The organism is Cerasibacillus sp., from assembly GCF_036516575.1.
Taxonomy (GTDB): Bacteria; Bacillota; Bacilli; order Bacillales; family Amphibacillaceae; genus Cerasibacillus.
In genome coordinates, this window is sequence record NZ_DATBTY010000064.1 from 26319 (window position 1) to 41972 (window position 15654).

The 15654-nt window shown below is 36.3% G+C and carries 13 protein-coding genes; 5 read left to right on the forward strand and 8 right to left on the reverse strand.

Annotated features, from left to right (window positions below; all coding sequences use genetic code 11):
- Positions 1-153 precede the first annotated feature (153 nt).
- The 3 genes from VIG73_RS11010 to megL form a co-directional block, all read right to left on the reverse strand.
- Positions 154-675: an acyl-CoA thioesterase gene (locus VIG73_RS11010; RefSeq protein ID WP_331641903.1), complete on the reverse strand. Its 522-nt coding sequence runs from the start codon at positions 673-675 to the stop codon at positions 154-156.
- 99 nt (positions 676-774) lie between these two features.
- Positions 775-2217 (reverse strand): cardiolipin synthase, encoded by a 1443-nt coding sequence (cls, locus tag VIG73_RS11015; protein WP_331641906.1) that lies wholly within the window; start codon positions 2215-2217, stop codon positions 775-777.
- Between the two features lie 199 nt (positions 2218-2416).
- On the reverse strand, positions 2417-3616 hold the full coding sequence (megL, locus tag VIG73_RS11020; protein ID WP_331641909.1) for a methionine gamma-lyase: 1200 nt from the start codon (positions 3614-3616) through the stop codon (positions 2417-2419).
- Between the two features lie 307 nt (positions 3617-3923).
- Here megL and rarD point away from each other — a divergent pair, with 307 nt between their 5' ends.
- From rarD to VIG73_RS11040, 4 genes are all read left to right on the forward strand, one after another.
- A complete protein-coding gene (rarD, locus tag VIG73_RS11025; RefSeq protein ID WP_331641912.1) occupies positions 3924-4844 on the forward strand; it encodes an EamA family transporter RarD in 921 nt (306 codons plus the stop codon).
- Positions 4845-4939: 95 nt separating this feature from the next.
- A complete protein-coding gene (locus VIG73_RS11030) occupies positions 4940-5815 on the forward strand; it encodes an SGNH/GDSL hydrolase family protein (protein WP_331641914.1) in 876 nt (291 codons plus the stop codon).
- Positions 5816-5836: 21 nt separating this feature from the next.
- Positions 5837-6466, forward strand: a complete 630-nt coding sequence (locus tag VIG73_RS11035) for a YpmS family protein (RefSeq protein ID WP_331641916.1) — start codon at positions 5837-5839, stop codon at positions 6464-6466.
- Positions 6467-7108: 642 nt separating this feature from the next.
- A complete protein-coding gene (locus VIG73_RS11040; RefSeq protein ID WP_331641918.1) occupies positions 7109-8065 on the forward strand; it encodes a nuclease-related domain-containing protein in 957 nt (318 codons plus the stop codon).
- Between the two features lie 545 nt (positions 8066-8610).
- On the opposite strand, the gene VIG73_RS11045 is transcribed toward VIG73_RS11040, so the two are convergent.
- Positions 8611-9591 carry a WYL domain-containing protein gene (locus VIG73_RS11045; protein WP_331641920.1) on the reverse strand — a complete coding sequence of 327 codons (981 nt, stop codon included), beginning with the start codon at positions 9589-9591 and terminating at the stop codon, positions 8611-8613.
- 17 nt (positions 9592-9608) lie between these two features.
- The gene (locus VIG73_RS11050; protein WP_331641922.1) at positions 9609-10226 is read right to left on the reverse strand and encodes a hypothetical protein; all 618 of its coding nucleotides are present in this window, start codon (positions 10224-10226) and stop codon (positions 9609-9611) included.
- Between the two features lie 233 nt (positions 10227-10459).
- Between VIG73_RS11050 and VIG73_RS11055 the strand changes: the two genes are divergently transcribed.
- A complete protein-coding gene (locus tag VIG73_RS11055) occupies positions 10460-12079 on the forward strand; it encodes an ABC-F family ATP-binding cassette domain-containing protein (protein ID WP_331641925.1) in 1620 nt (539 codons plus the stop codon).
- A gap of 110 nt (positions 12080-12189) precedes the next feature.
- Here VIG73_RS11055 and VIG73_RS11060 read toward each other — a convergent pair whose 3' ends face one another.
- From VIG73_RS11060 to VIG73_RS11070, 3 genes are all read right to left on the reverse strand, one after another.
- Positions 12190-13125, reverse strand: a complete 936-nt coding sequence (locus VIG73_RS11060) for an L-threonine 3-dehydrogenase (RefSeq protein ID WP_331641927.1) — start codon at positions 13123-13125, stop codon at positions 12190-12192.
- Between the two features lie 42 nt (positions 13126-13167).
- Positions 13168-14358 carry a glycine C-acetyltransferase gene (locus tag VIG73_RS11065; RefSeq protein ID WP_331641929.1) on the reverse strand — a complete coding sequence of 397 codons (1191 nt, stop codon included), beginning with the start codon at positions 14356-14358 and terminating at the stop codon, positions 13168-13170.
- 284 nt (positions 14359-14642) lie between these two features.
- The gene (locus tag VIG73_RS11070) at positions 14643-15413 is read right to left on the reverse strand and encodes a 3D domain-containing protein (protein WP_331641931.1); all 771 of its coding nucleotides are present in this window, start codon (positions 15411-15413) and stop codon (positions 14643-14645) included.
- Positions 15414-15654: the final 241 nt, after the last annotated feature.

The following is a 15654-nucleotide window of genomic DNA, read 5'->3' on the forward strand; positions in this document are numbered from 1 at the left end:
AGAAAATAATCATACAATTATATTCAAATTTAAAACGGAATACTCCACACTTTTTAAGAGATCCTGTTTTTATGTATATTAAAGTGCTTTTTTCAAAAATCAGACCTTTGACGAAAAAACCCCGAACGGTTAAAATCGTCGGGGATGATTAGTTTACTTAGAACGTAGCCATGGATATTCTGTTCCAAAAATTTCAGTGAATTGTTTAGACTGTTGTCTTCTTTCACGACGTTGTGCCGCACGGACAGGTGCTCCGGCATGTAATAACTTCTCATGTTCGCTCTCAGGATAAACTGGCGGAACTGGAATTGGTCGGCCGTCTTCATTTACTGCCACAAATGTTAGAAATGCTGTAGCACATACTTGACGCTCACCGGTAATTAAATCTTCTGTAATTGCCTTAGCAAAAATTTCCATCGATGTTTTATGTGTCCATGTAACGTATGCTTCGACACAAATTGAATTGCCCGCTTTGACTGGTGCAATAAAATCAATGGAATCTGTTGATGCTGTGACAACATTTTCTCGCGCGTGACGAATAGCGGCGATAGCAGCCACATCATCAATATATGCCATTAATTTTCCACCAAATAATGTGCCGTGAGGGTTTGTATCTGGTGGCATCACTTGTGAAATTTTTACTGCTAATGAATTTGAACATGGTTTTGCCTTCATGATGTCATTTCCTCCCTATTCCAATCGTAGTGATCTTGCTACTTTCATTTTAGCATTTTTGTACCCCTTATGACAAAATTGCAAGTATTCTCGCCCCATTCATAAAATTGGTGACAAGAGCCTCGAGATGGATTCTTTAAAGCGAATGCCCAATGAACGCTTATCATACAATGATTTAGGCATTTGTGTTGAGTTAGCCATATCCTTTTCAAAAATTTTCGCAAGCTGTTGTGCAATATCAATATCATAAATAAAAGCATTGACCTCAAAATTAAGCCGAAAGCTGCGCACATCAATATTTGCAGTACCAACTGAAGCAATTTTCCCATCGACAACTATCGTTTTAGCATGCATAAATCCTTTTTGATAAATATATGTTTCTGCTCCAGCTTTTAATAAATCACCGATATGTGAAAATGTTGCCCAATAAACAAATGGGTGATCTGGTTTATTCGGTATCATTATTTTTACATCGACTCCTGACAAGGCGGCGATACGTAAAGCGTCCCGCAAACTTTCATCTGGAATATAATATGGGGTCTGAAGGTATATATATTCTTTTGCCGACATAATCATTTTTATGTACCCATTTTTAATTTGTTCCCAATGCGAATCAGGGCCACTTGAGACAATCTGAATACCCGTATCCCCTTTTGGAATCGCATCATAGAAACGTTTTTCATATGAAATCCTGTTTTTCGAAGCCTGATTCCAATCTAAAATAAATCGTGTTTGCATATTACGTACTGAGTCTCCTTCGATACGTAAATGTGTATCACGCCAATAACCGAACTTCTTGCTCTTTCCTAAATATTCGTCCCCGATGTTAAATCCTCCGATATAACCGATTTTCCCATCGATAATCACAAGCTTACGATGGTTACGGTAATTAATTTTAAAGTTTATTTTTGGTATCTTTGGTGGAAAGAATGAATCGACATGAACCCCGGCTTGCCTTAAACGACGGACAAATTTCGGCCGTAACATTCTTGAACCCATATCATCATAGAGCACACGTACTTCTACGCCTGCTTTAGCTTTTTTAATTAACGTCTTAGCGATTCGTTGGCCGAGTTCATCATGACGAATAATGTAGTATAATAAATGGATGTGGTCCGTTGCTTGCTCCATGTCTTTAATTAAAGCTGAGAATTTATCATGGCCATCTGTGAAAATATCAACTTGATTATTTTGCGTAAAAATCGCCTCATCATTACGTAAATGCAAATAAAACAAATCTTTGTATTCCATCAATTCCTTTTGTCTGAAGTAGAATTGATTTTGTTCTAAAGCTCGCATCTGTTCACGAACGGCCTTTTCTACACCAAGTCTGCTCTTTTTATCCCATTTAAAAATACGTGTTCCTCGTAATGGCTTTCCAAAAATCAAATAGAGTAAAAATCCGGCAATTGGAATAAAAAATAAAACCATCAACCAAGCCCATGTTGCTGGTGCATCTTTTCTTTCTAAAAAAATGACCGAGATGGCTAAGCCGATGTTAATAATAAAAACGAGAGCAATTAATAAAGGTACTATCTCCATTGACGTCACTCCCTTTTCAACGAACAACTGACAATAATTAACTCTTATTCTTTAATATAGCATAAAAAACAGGCTATCGTTACTATGATGACGATGTTTCCTACATTTTTTTCCTTTTGTTATTGCAATGATATGATTGTTGAACGAAAGTTCGCTTAACACCATTAAAAAAAAGGGGCGAGTTTGCCCCATATTACCATTATGATTTTGTTATAACAGATTGAGCCTCTGCTTGAACATGATCAAGTGCCTGTTTTAAATCAGACCAGATATCTTGCCACGCTTCTAATCCGACTGATAGACGAATCATTTGATCGGTAATCCCCATTTTAAGCCGTTCTTTTTCCGGAACAATCGCATGGGTCATTGTGGCTGGATGCTCAATCAATGTCTCCGTATCACCTAAGCTGACTGCAATTTTAATTAATTTCAACTGATTTAGTAATGATTGGGCAGTATGTTTATTGCCGAGAACTTCAAAGGAAATCATCGCACCGCCATGACGCATTTGCTTTTGTTGAATCGCATCATTCGGATAATAGACAGCAGTTACAGAAGGGTGATGTATGAGCTTTTCGGCAATTTTCTCTGCTTGATTACAGTGACGGTCCATTCGAACAGGTAATGTTTTTAATCCGCGTAATAAAAGCCAAGCTTGAAATGGGGAGATAATCCCTCCAATATCTTTTTGGGTTGTCATTGCGACCGTATCAATAAAATCGTTCTTGCCGACAACAAGTCCTGCAATCACATCACCATGACCCCCAATATACTTCGTCGCACTGTGAATGACAACATCACAACCTAGTTCAAGTGGACGCTGTAAATAAGGTGTTGAAAATGTATTATCAACAACGACAGGGATGTCATATTCTTTAGCAACTTCACTGACCATTTGTAAGTCGATCAACTGCATCGTTGGATTAATGGGTGTTTCGATATAAATACATGCTGTTTCAGGACGTATGAGGGAGCGTACTTCTTCTTTCGTACGCATTGGTGAAAAGTCGTGGGTGATGTGATATTTCTCTTTCATCATCGTTAATAAGCCGAAAGTACAACCATATAGACCAACTGAACAAAGAATATGGTCGTTTGCCTTTGTTAACGCGAAAAGGACTGCTGAAACGGCCGCCATTCCTGAGGCAAAGGCAAGCCCTTTCTCGCCACCTTCTAATGTGGCAATACGTTTCTCTAAAATTCTTACTGTCGGATTCCCTAATCTAGAGTAAATATAACCCGATTCCTCGCCTTTGAAACGCCGTTCACCTTGTTCTGCTGATTCAAAAGCAAAGGTAGACGTTTGGAAAATAGGTGGGGCTAAACTCCCGAACATATCTTCTGAAGCATAGCCTTCATGAATGACAGCCGTTTCAAAATGTTTATATTTTTTACCCATATCTTTAACCTTCCCTTCCCTTATTCTACTCTTATCATACGCAATTCACACCGAAATTGAAAGCGTTTTCAGAGATGTTTTTAGCTCCTTGATATATTGAGTTTGTCTTGCTTTTTGCGATTGTTAGATTTACATTAGATGTCAATTCATTTATTATACGTTTTCTTTATTCAGCATTTATCGCATTTACGATTTTAAGTTTATTTAACGAAATGGTTGCATTTTTATTGAAATGGTCTAAAATTTAATTAATTTACCTTTTAAGCCTGATCCAGATAAAAAATAAGAAGAATGGGGAGGAAGACGCTTGAAACATGATCACACAACCAAACTAGGAACATTATATGCTGTTATTGCATATGTACTATGGGGCGTTTTACCAATTTATTGGAAATTTGTTGATCACATTGGATCAGGTGAAATATTAGCTCATCGGATTATTTGGTCATTTGTCTTTATGATTGGTATGATAACCATTGTTCGCGGTTGGCCTAAATTTATCTCAACATGTCGTGATATGTTCTTACATAAGAAACGATTATTAGCGATTGTATGTGCTTCTATTGTCATCAGTTTAAATTGGTTGACGTATATATGGGCGGTTAATCATGATTTCATTATTCAAGCAAGTCTTGGTTACTATATCAATCCATTGATAAGTATTTTATTAGCTGTTGTCGTTTTAAGAGAGAGACTGACAACAAGGCAAGTTTTTTCCGTTATTCTTGCCGGTGTCGGTGTCGTTTTATTAACCGTTCATGCAGGCGTATTTCCTTGGGTGTCTATTTGGTTAGCTGTCTCTTTTGCCATTTATGGTTTGATAAAAAAAATCGTTGATATGCCAGCCATGTTTGGTCTAACGATTGAAACGATGATTGTGACACCACTTGCTTTAATCTATGTTTTATCGCTTCCCGAGAATGCCTTTACACTCCATTCTTTTACAAGTACACACGCTTTATTAATTGGAGCAGGAATGATTACGGCTGTGCCACTTCTCCTTTTTGCTAAAGGAGCGCAATTTATACCGCTATCTTTAATTGGTTTCTTACAATATATTTCACCGACTATTATGCTTATTATCGGTGTCTTTGTATATGATGAAACATTTTCTAACATACATTTATTATCTTTTTCATTAATATGGATTGCATTATTGATTTATCTCTTATCCATATATAAGAAGCCAATGAGTGAAAGGACGTCAAAAGTTAAACATCCTTCATGACCATCATGAAGGATGTTTATCATTTTCTTTATTAAAAAGAGTTATAATGATAATATATATAACATTTAATAAGTCATATTTTGGTGTGATAATATATGAAAAGAAAATCATTTTGGCTAATCTTATTGTTCCTAATTCCTTTTGTAATAATGATCAGTTTTTTTATTGTTGAAAAGCCAGATACCGAAACAAAAGTTTCTAACTTTAAAGAAAGACTTGATGATCAAATTGAGGAGCAAACTGAAGAGGAAAAAGAGGAAAACTATTCGCAAACACCCTCATACAAGGAACGGCTGCAGTATATCATCGATCATGCGCAACATATTTTTGCAAATAAAGCGGCACAAATTGTGGCTATTGGTGACTCGTTAACTGAAGGGGTTGGCGATGAAACGAAGCAAGGCGGATACGTCGGTATGCTCGAGCAAACGCTTCAAGAAAAAAAAGTGCTGGCTCGTATTGAAAATCTCGGTAAGAGCGGCAATCGAACGAATCAATTGCGTGAGCGTTTAAACGAGGTGGATATCGCTCAATCTATTAAGCGTGCTGATATGATTTTCATAACGATTGGTGCTAATGATATCATGTATGTTCTAAAGAAGAATATTACCAATATTACGATCGAACCTTTTATTAAAGAAAAGGAACGTTATGAAACACGACTGAAAGATATTTTTACACGACTTCGCGAATTAAATCAGGATGCTGAAGTATATTTAATTGGTTTTTATAATCCTTTTGAAGCTTATTTCCATGATATTGAGGAATTAACCGAGCTAACTAGACAGTGGAATGAAGTCGGACAGGAAGTAACTGCAAATGATTCACGGGCATATTTTATCCCTACTGCAGATTTATTTGTCGGTCGAACGAGCGAATTATTGTCTGATGATTACTTCCATCCAAATCAAGCGGGATACGAAGTAATTGCTAATCGAATTATCCAGTTTTTAAATCAGATGGAACGGTAATATTGGAGAGGGCGAATAACTATGTCAATGTCAAGAAAAAATGTTGAAACAAAGAAAAGAAACTGGAAACGGTTGTTCTTTATCCTTCTGACAGTGAATCTCATCATCGTCGGTAGTATCTGTCTCTTTTTTCTTTGGCCGACAAAACCGTTAGACATACCGAAAAAAGATATCAATTTCAATGACCGATATTCCGAGTTTACAATCCAGACAACGAAAGAGAATGTCAATGAATTGGTCAATGCTTATCTAGAGCATTTATTAAGAAAGACGGAACACCATTATCAAATTTCACTCGAAGATGATGTTCACTTACTTGGGGAGTTACCTGTTTTTTCCGCTAAAGTACCATTATCTGTTCATTTAGAGCCTGAGGTCCAGCCCAATGGTGATGTGGTGTTGAAACAAAAATCAATCTCCCTTGGTTTATTAGAACTGCCGAATAAACAGATTATGCGATATATGAAAACATTTCTTCCCGTTCCAGATTGGGTTTATATTGATCCGAATCAAGAAGAAATCTATGTAGCAGTTACTGATATGGATATAAAAAGTAATTTTCGCGTTAAAGTAAAAACATTTGATTTAACTCGTGATGATATTAATTTAAATATCCAGATTCCATATGAATCGTTAGGGATAGAGGATTAGATTAGGGGGGATGGGGCTCTTGAAAACAGATCCGCTGAATAATCCGCTGAACATGGAAAAAGTAAGTATATTTGGCCTCTCATGAGAAAGAAGCGCAGCGTGGCGGCGCATTGAGGGGGGCAATGAAGCCTCTCACGGATGAAAAGCGGAACGAGACAACGCGTTGAAGCTTCAATACGGCCTCTCACGACGATGAAACGCAACGAGGCAACGCATTGAAGCGCCAACACGGCCTCTCGCGGCGATAAAACAGAACGAGACAACGCGTTGAGACTTCAATACGACCTCTCGCGGCGATAAAACAGAACGAGACAACGCGTTGAAGCTTCAATACGGCCTCTCGCGGCGATAAAACAGAACGAGACAACGCGTTGAAGCTTCAATACGGCCTCTCGCGGCGATGAAATGCAACGAGACAATAAAATCAGACCAAAGTGTGATTAAGTCGTATTGAGATTTCATATATTTCTTCAATATTCCTAAAAAATCTATATCCTAATCTTAATATTCTCTATGAGATAATTAATATTTCTATTAAAAACTCACCTGGAATTTCTCTATTACAAAGTTGATTTAATACTTGTTCTAGCTTAAATTCTATATAACATATTTTAAAAGTTTTATAATAATATAGGTGATAATATGAAGAATGTTAAAAAGGAACTAGAGAAGCCAAAATCACTACAAAAATTACAAATCCTTTTCGCACGAAGTAATCTTTCTAGGCAAGAGAAACAAAGATATAACAAGAAAATGAAGGGATACATCGGTGAAAAGGAATTTTACAATTTACTTAAAAAAAATCTCCCAACAAATGCTATCATTCTCCACGACTTACTACTCGAGAGTAATAACTCCATTTTTCAGATTGATAATATACTTGTACATGGTAAAACGATTTTTTCATTTGAGGTTAAAAATTTCGAAGGTGAATTTTATATAGACAACGGGAACTGGTATGTGAAAGCAACTCAACAAGAAATTAGAAATCCGTTACATCAATTAAAGAAAAATGACTATTTATTGCGTCACTTAGTACAACAGCTTGGATATAACATTCCAATAAAATCTTATCTCGTTTTCGTAAATCCTGAATTTACTTTATATCAACTACCTGTCAACCTACCTATTATACTTCCTACTCAACTAAACCGCTTCTCTCAAAATTTAAACAGATCATTTACTCCTCCAAATCAAGGGCATCATCAGTTAGCTAAAGAATTAAAAAACCTGCAAATCACTGATTCCCCTTTTGAAAATATTACAAACTACAATTTTAAGCAACTCAAAAAAGGAATTACTTGTCCAAAATGCTTTTCCCTTTTAAGTCGTCACACCCTTAGAACTCTAATGTGTGGAAATTGTGATTTTTCAGAGGAAATGAAACATGCCATATTAAGAAGTGTAGTGGAGTTTAAAATACTATTCCCTAATAAAAAAATTACAACAAACATAATCTACGAATGGTGTGGAAAAATTGTCTCTAAACAAACTATAAGGAAAATTTTATCCGAGAATCTTATTATTATTAAAACGGGGCGATATTCATATTATGAGTTCAGAAATAAAGCGGATGCTGTTAATAATTCAAATGAATAAAGTGAACCTTTAAGTGAGGCGAAGCATTTTAATAAAGTAAAGTATCCCTAAGACTGATACATTTAATCTGTAAGAAGATTGCCTTTTTTATTGCATTCCTTTTCACTGTTTAAAACAAGGCTATTATCGTTTAATTTTTCTATGTCTAGTAAATTAATTTAAGCTATCATGCTTTCCTCAGCGTCACAGAAGCTTTAACAGATAATTCTAATAAGCGGTTTCTACTTTCTCTTTAAATATTTATTTGGGGGCATTCTTTCATACCATCATATTTATTTTCATGGTCGAAAACATTGTAACATGGGTCATGAAAGATGACCTCTCTTTACACAATTATACTAACTTTATCCGATATAACGCGTTGAAGCTTCAATACGGCCTCTCGCGGCGATAAAACAGAACGAGACTACGCGTTGAGACTTCAATACAGCCTCTCGCCGAAGAAAAACACAACGAGACAACGCATTGAAACACAAACGCGACCTAATATCAGAAAACCAGCACAAAAGGTGTGTTGACGGCCAGATCAACACACCTTTTGTTAATTATGATTCATATAGATTTTTCATTTGTTGGATTCTTTCTTTTATCGCTTCTATTACATGGTCGGGGGATAAGACTTTTGCTTGGTCTCCCCAGGAAAGTAACCAGCTGATTAGCCCGTCAGATAGCTTTGCCTTTGTTGTTAACATGAAGTGTTGATCATCGATGGAGCGAATGCGTGCATCATGTCCGAATCGATCAAGAATCGCATTGATCAAGTGGTTTTTGAAACGGACTTTAAGCCATGTATCTTTGCCTGCAAACATATGGAAGGATCGATTGACATAAGACTCTAAGTCAAAGTCTTGTTTACGAAATGTCCTTTCACTTAGTTCGATATACCGAATTCGATCAAGGCGATAGTGGCGAATCTCATCTTCTTTAATAAACCTTCCGATCAAATAATAATAATCATTTTGCCAGATTAAGGCATACGGTTCCACTTCATAACGTTCACCATTACGATTATGTGTAAACTGCTTATTTACGTTATATTTCCCATATTGATATGTGATGACTTGTTTCTTATTTATAGCCCGATGCACTAAATCAATATTGATCTTTACTAAATCATAATCGATATTCGATGACGGACTAAAAAGGAGCGGACTCGGTAATGTCTTGGCAATATGCCTACTAGTTAATTGTTTAATCTTTTTGATTAAACGTTTCTTCTCATTTGAAGTAATAAACCGCGCTGATAGAATGGCATCATTTAAGAGACGCAATTGATACGTTTCAAATAAGCGCGATTGGTGGCTATAGTAAAGCTTTCCGTACTTCCCCTTATTTTGTATAACTTCAAATCCCATATTTTCTAATACATTCATATCGCGCTTTATCGTCCGCACATCGAACTCTTCATCCATGATATCTTGTAATCTTTCATTAATCTCTTTAATCGTTAGTTGATTATTCTTATCTGTTTCCGAAAATAAGATATCTTTTAGCTTTAATAATCGATAGCTATTTCCCGTTTTCATTATGACACCACCTCTCTCTATCTCATTACCATTTCTCTTACTTTATTTCTTAATAAAAACATGAGGGAAGTTTTCTTCATATGAACTTGCTCTTCATTAGGCATTAGTGGCTGCCTATCGTATTCTCCTAAAACACCTTGATAGACTAATGTCATACCCTTTTGACTACGAATATCTTCAGGTTTTGTAAAACAGGTTGGTTTTGATAGTTCAAAAGATTGACTATAGCATAAAAGTGTTGCAACAAACTGTGAACAAAAAAACGCCCGCTTACGTTTAATCTTAATTCGAAATAAAAATCCCAGCAGTCCAAGAAAGTTATAGCGGTATTGATCCTTGTTTCTTACAAACTGTTGAACGAGTTGATGAATCTGCTGATATTCTGTTTCCGTAAGACGAAATGTATAAAGAGCACAACGAGCATTTCTTAAATATTTACTACGAATATCTTCTCGAACGAATCCTCCACTAAAAGGGTTGCGTGGCTTCTTTCGTCCAAAACTGTATACCTCTTTTAGATTTTTATCAAAGGCAATCGATACATGGTTTAATGGTTGTTTTGTATATAAATGGATTAATCGGGATAGATATGTCCCTGTATCCATGAATAGGATGTAAATCGTTCGTTCATGCATAGAAATTTCCCCCCGGCTTCTATGTGATGATACGTTTTAAGTAGGAAAAAGGTTTCATTTTCCCTAAAATACGCTCGGTAACCGTGCTGCGGAATATCTTTGGCTTTTTATTATACCCCTTTTTCTAAACAATTTCAGTGTTAACTAAAACGAAACATCATTGACGAATGGTTATCTTATCCGTTAAGCTTACCTTATTATTATTTTATTTTATATGTTGGAGGAAAACAAATATGATTACAGTAAATCAGGTCAGTTTACGATATGGTGATAAGAAATTGTTTGAGGATGTCAACTTAAAATTTACACCAGGACATTGTTACGGGGTTATTGGAGCCAATGGAGCCGGAAAATCAACATTCTTGAAAATATTATCTGGTGAAATCGAGCCACAAACAGGCAATGTATCCATGCCGCCTAATTTTCGCTTAGCTGTTTTAAAACAAGACCACTTTGCATATGAGGATGTACAGGTGCTTGAAGTCGTATTAATGGGGCATGAAAAATTATATGCCGTGATGCAAGAAAAAAATGCCATCTATATGAAAGCGGATTTTTCCGAAGTGGATGGGATGCGTGCAGCTGAATTGGAAGGTGAATTTGCTGAGATGAATGGCTGGGAAGCCGAATCTGATGCCGCGATTCTTCTTAAAGGACTTGGAATTGATGAACCATTACATGATAAAAACATGGCAGAATTGACAGAGTCTGAGAAGGTTAAAGTGTTGTTAGCACAAGCCCTTTTTGGCAATCCGGATATTTTATTACTAGATGAGCCGACAAACGGATTAGACATTCAAGCGATCCAATGGTTAGAAGAGTTTTTAATTCAATTCGAAAACACCGTTATCGTTGTTTCCCATGACCGGCATTTTCTTAATAAAGTATGTACTCATATTGCAGATGTTGATTATGGTAAGATTGAAATATTTGTTGGTAATTACGACTTTTGGTATGAATCAAGTCAGCTAGCTCAGCAGATGGCCCAAGAACAAAATAAAAAGAAAGAGGAAAAGATTAAACAACTTCAAGCCTTTATTGCACGCTTTAGTGCTAATGCTTCAAAGTCACGACAAGCTACATCTCGTAAAAAACTGTTAGAAAATATTACGCTTGATGATATCAAACCTTCATCAAGGCGTTATCCGTATATCGCTTTTACCCCTGAACGAGAAATTGGTAAAGATGTGTTACGTGTTGAAGGTTTAACAAAAACAATTGACGGTAGGAAAGTTCTCAACAATTTAACTTTCACAATGAAACGTGATGACAAAATCGCCTTTATCGGGCCTGATGAAATCGCAAAAACAACGTTATTTAAAATACTGACAGGGGAACTTGAACCCGATTCAGGAACATACGAATGGGGTGTAACAACATCCTTATCATATTTTCCAAAAGATCATAGTGCGTATTTTGACAATAGTGATTTGACATTAGTCGATTGGCTTCGACAGTTTTCACCAGAAGATGAAACAGAAACATTCTTACGTGGATTTTTAGGCAGAATGCTCTTTTCTGGGGAAGAGGCACTAAAGAAAGCCGACGTCTTATCTGGTGGTGAAAAAGTACGTTGCATGCTTTCAAAAATGATGTTATCAAATGCAAATATTCTCATTCTTGATGAACCTACAAACCATTTAGATTTGGAGTCCATTACGGCGTTAAACGAAGGTCTCATTAAATTTAAAGGGGCAATGTTGTTTACATCACATGACCATCAATTTGTGGAAACAACAGCAAATCGCTTAATCGAAATAACACCTCAAGGCATAATTGATAAAGAAATGACCTATAATGAATACATTCAAGACGAAGCTTTACAGCAGCAGATTGCAGTATTGTATCAATGAAGAAAGTCATAGATTAAATCAAAAATTCAACCGCATGAAATCGGATTTATTAACGTTGATTTCATGCGGCTTATTCATTTTAAAAGGGTTTTGTCCCAGCTTCTTTCATTTTATTTGAATTTCGCTGCTATTTTTTCTAGCATGTCTTTTGTCATACTATCTAAATCGTACTGTGCCTTAAATCCCCATTCTTCCGCAGCAGCTGAGGAATCAATAGAGTTTGGCCAACTATCAGCGATTTGTTGACGTACGGGATCAACATGATAATCGAGTTTAAATTCTGGCATATGGACTTGAATCGCTTTTGCAAAATGCTCTGGAGCTGCAGAAATGGCAGAAATATTAAAAGCGTTACGGTGTTTTAACTTATCAGGGTTTGCTTCCATAAGCTGAATAATAGCTGTTAACGCATCTGGCATGTACATCATATCCATATACGTACCCTCTTTAATATAAGATGTATAGTTATTATTTTTCACCGCTTCATAGTAAATTTCTACCGCATAATCGGTTGTTCCTCCACCGGGTGGCGTGACATAAGAAATTAATCCAGGAAAACGAACTCCGCGTGTATCGACTCCAAAACGATGGTAATAATAATCACATAATAACTCTCCAGATACTTTATTGACCCCATACATCGTTGTTGGACGTTGGATTGTATCTTGTGGTGTTTGATCTTTCGGTGTTGTTGGACCAAATGCACCAATCGAACTCGGTGTAAAAAACTGCAATTCAAGTTCTTTAGCTACTTCTAACGCATTAATTAAACCGCCCATATTAATATCCCAGGCACGTTTTGGCATTTTTTCTGCAGTCGCTGACAATAAGGCTGCTAAGTGCATAATTGTATCAACTTGGTACTGTTTGGCAACTTCGAACAGACGCTCACCATCTGTAACATCAACTTTTTCAAATGGCCCAGCATAGTCCCCTGCTTTTATATCTGTTGCAATCACATTTTCTTGACCATAAATATCGCTTAATTTACTAATTAACTCTGAACCGATTTGACCAAATGCACCGGTTACTAAAATTCTTTTCATTCCGAAAACCTCTCTTTACTCGGATTGCCCTTATAAACAGTCTTAAATAATATCCATTTCTTTACCGATTTTTTCATAAATTTTTAGGGCATCGTCTAGCATCTCTTTCGTATGAGCTGCTGTTGGCATATTTCTAACCCGAGCTGTACCTCTTGGAACAGTTGGGAACACGATTGATTTCGCATAAACGCCTTCTTCAAATAGACGTTTACTAAATGCTTGAGCTTTCTTTTCGTCACCAATAATACAAGGTGTGATTGGTGTTTCACTTTCACCGATATCAAAACCTAATTTCTTCAGTCCTGCTTTTAAATAATTTCCATTTTCCCATAGTTTGTCATGTAGCTCTGTACTTTCCATTAATAATTCAATCGCTTTACGACTAGCAGCTGCATCAGCAGGTGAAACGGCTGTTGAAAATAAAAATGGACGTGAGCTTACCTTAAGCCAATCGATAAGATTTTGCTTTCCGGCGACATAGCCACCGATGACACCAATCGCTTTAGAAAGTGTTCCCATTTGTAAATCAACTTTATCTTGTAAACCAAAATGTTTGACTGTCCCTGCTCCTTTACCAAGTACACCTGAACCATGTGCATCATCTACGTAGGTGATTAAATCAAATTCCTCAGCAATTTCAACGATTTCTGGGAGCTTAGCAATATCCCCATCCATTGAAAAAACGCCATCAGTAATAATCATGATTTTCTTATATTGACCAGATTGGACAGCTGCTTGGGCTTTCTTTCTTAGATCATCCATATCTGAATGGTTATAGCGAATGATTTTTGCACGGGATAGACGGCAACCATCAATAATCGATGCATGATTTAATTCGTCGGATAAAATGGCGTCTTCCTTGTTCATGACAGCAGAAATAGCTGCCATATTACAATTAAAACCGGATTGGTACGAAATTGCTGCTTCCGTTCCTTTAAACTCGGCTATTTTCTTTTCTAATGCCACATGAAGATCTAATGTTCCATTAATCGTTCTAACAGCACCAGCTCCGACGCCGTGTGTATCCACCGCTTCCTTCGCAACTTTCCTTAGACGTTCGTCTGTTGCTAATCCTAAATAATTATTAGAAGAAAGGTTAATGAGAGATTTACCATCTATTTGAATGGTTGGTCCATTTGCTCCCTCTACAGGATCAATTTCATTATACATCCCTCGTTCTTTCAAATCAGCGATGCTATTACTTAAAAATGTATCTAATGTTTTACTTGACATCACTTATTCCTCCTTTAAATTGTAAGCGTTTTAAACACAATTGTACACTCCAAATGCACACAATTAATCAATAACCCTTAATTCATCTATAGTTTAACATATTAACGATAAAATGTTTACCTGAAAAAAACAATCTATATAAAGTAGACTTGGTTTAGGTGAAGCTTTTACTCCATCTAAACCTTTCGTCGCACATATTTCGAAGCTTCTAGCGAGTTTAGTACGAAGATAAAAAGGAAGCATCTTTTAAGATGCTTCCCCGTCTATCTTATTTTTATCCATATTTACTTTCCAAGCACTGTAACTTTTACTGTTCTTACACCCCATTGTTTGGCGTCTTGTTTTGTTGGTACATGAATATCAATTTTATTTCCTTTTATAGCTCCACCTGTATCACCAGCTATAGCGTAACCATATCCTTCAACATGGACACGTGAACCAAGTGGTATAATATTTGGATCAACAGCGATAACTTTTTTATTACGGTCATTATTTAAATTAATGCCTGTTGCCGTAATTCCTGAACAACCGTCACATTGTGCTGTATATGCAGTTGCCGTGACAGTTAATGTTTTTCCTTCTGGCTGACTCTCATTTTTTTCTTCCTTTTTAGACGTTGTTTCCTTTACTTGTTTAGGTTGTTGTTTAGGTTGTTGTTTTGGCTGTGTCGTTGTTGAAACGATTTCGTTTTCAATCTCATGACCTTCGCTGTTAATGTACAGCTTTTGGCCAACTAAAATGAGATCTGTGTCTAAATCATTCCATTTCTTCAACTCATCAACCGTTACATGGTGAGCTTTTGCTATCCCATATAATGTATCATCTTTCTTTACTGAATATGTTTCTTGAACAACTAATTTTTGTTCTGGTTGAATGATGGTTGTTTCCAAGTTGTTCATCTCTATTAATTGATCGACTGTGGTTTCGAATTGATTAGCAATTGTCCATAGATTATCTCCTGGTTGTACGGGATAATTCTCTGCTGCTGATGCTGTAGATAGACTTGCTCCTACAAGTAATAGCCCCATTGACATGGATGCAAATATTTTCTTCATTGTAGTCCCTCCTTGAGTTTGACATAGGTAAGCTTAACATAGATAACACACCTATGCGTTTACAAGACTTTTAAGAGTCTATTACAAGGGTTACCAGAATTAGAAGAAAATATAACAAAGATGCTAGATTTGTAATATAGGTGTAGTGATATGACGGTTGTTTGATTTTTTATATGATTCTGTCATAACTGGATGTAATCTATCTGACCGTTCAACAGGTTAGGTCGGATTAACGACTCAA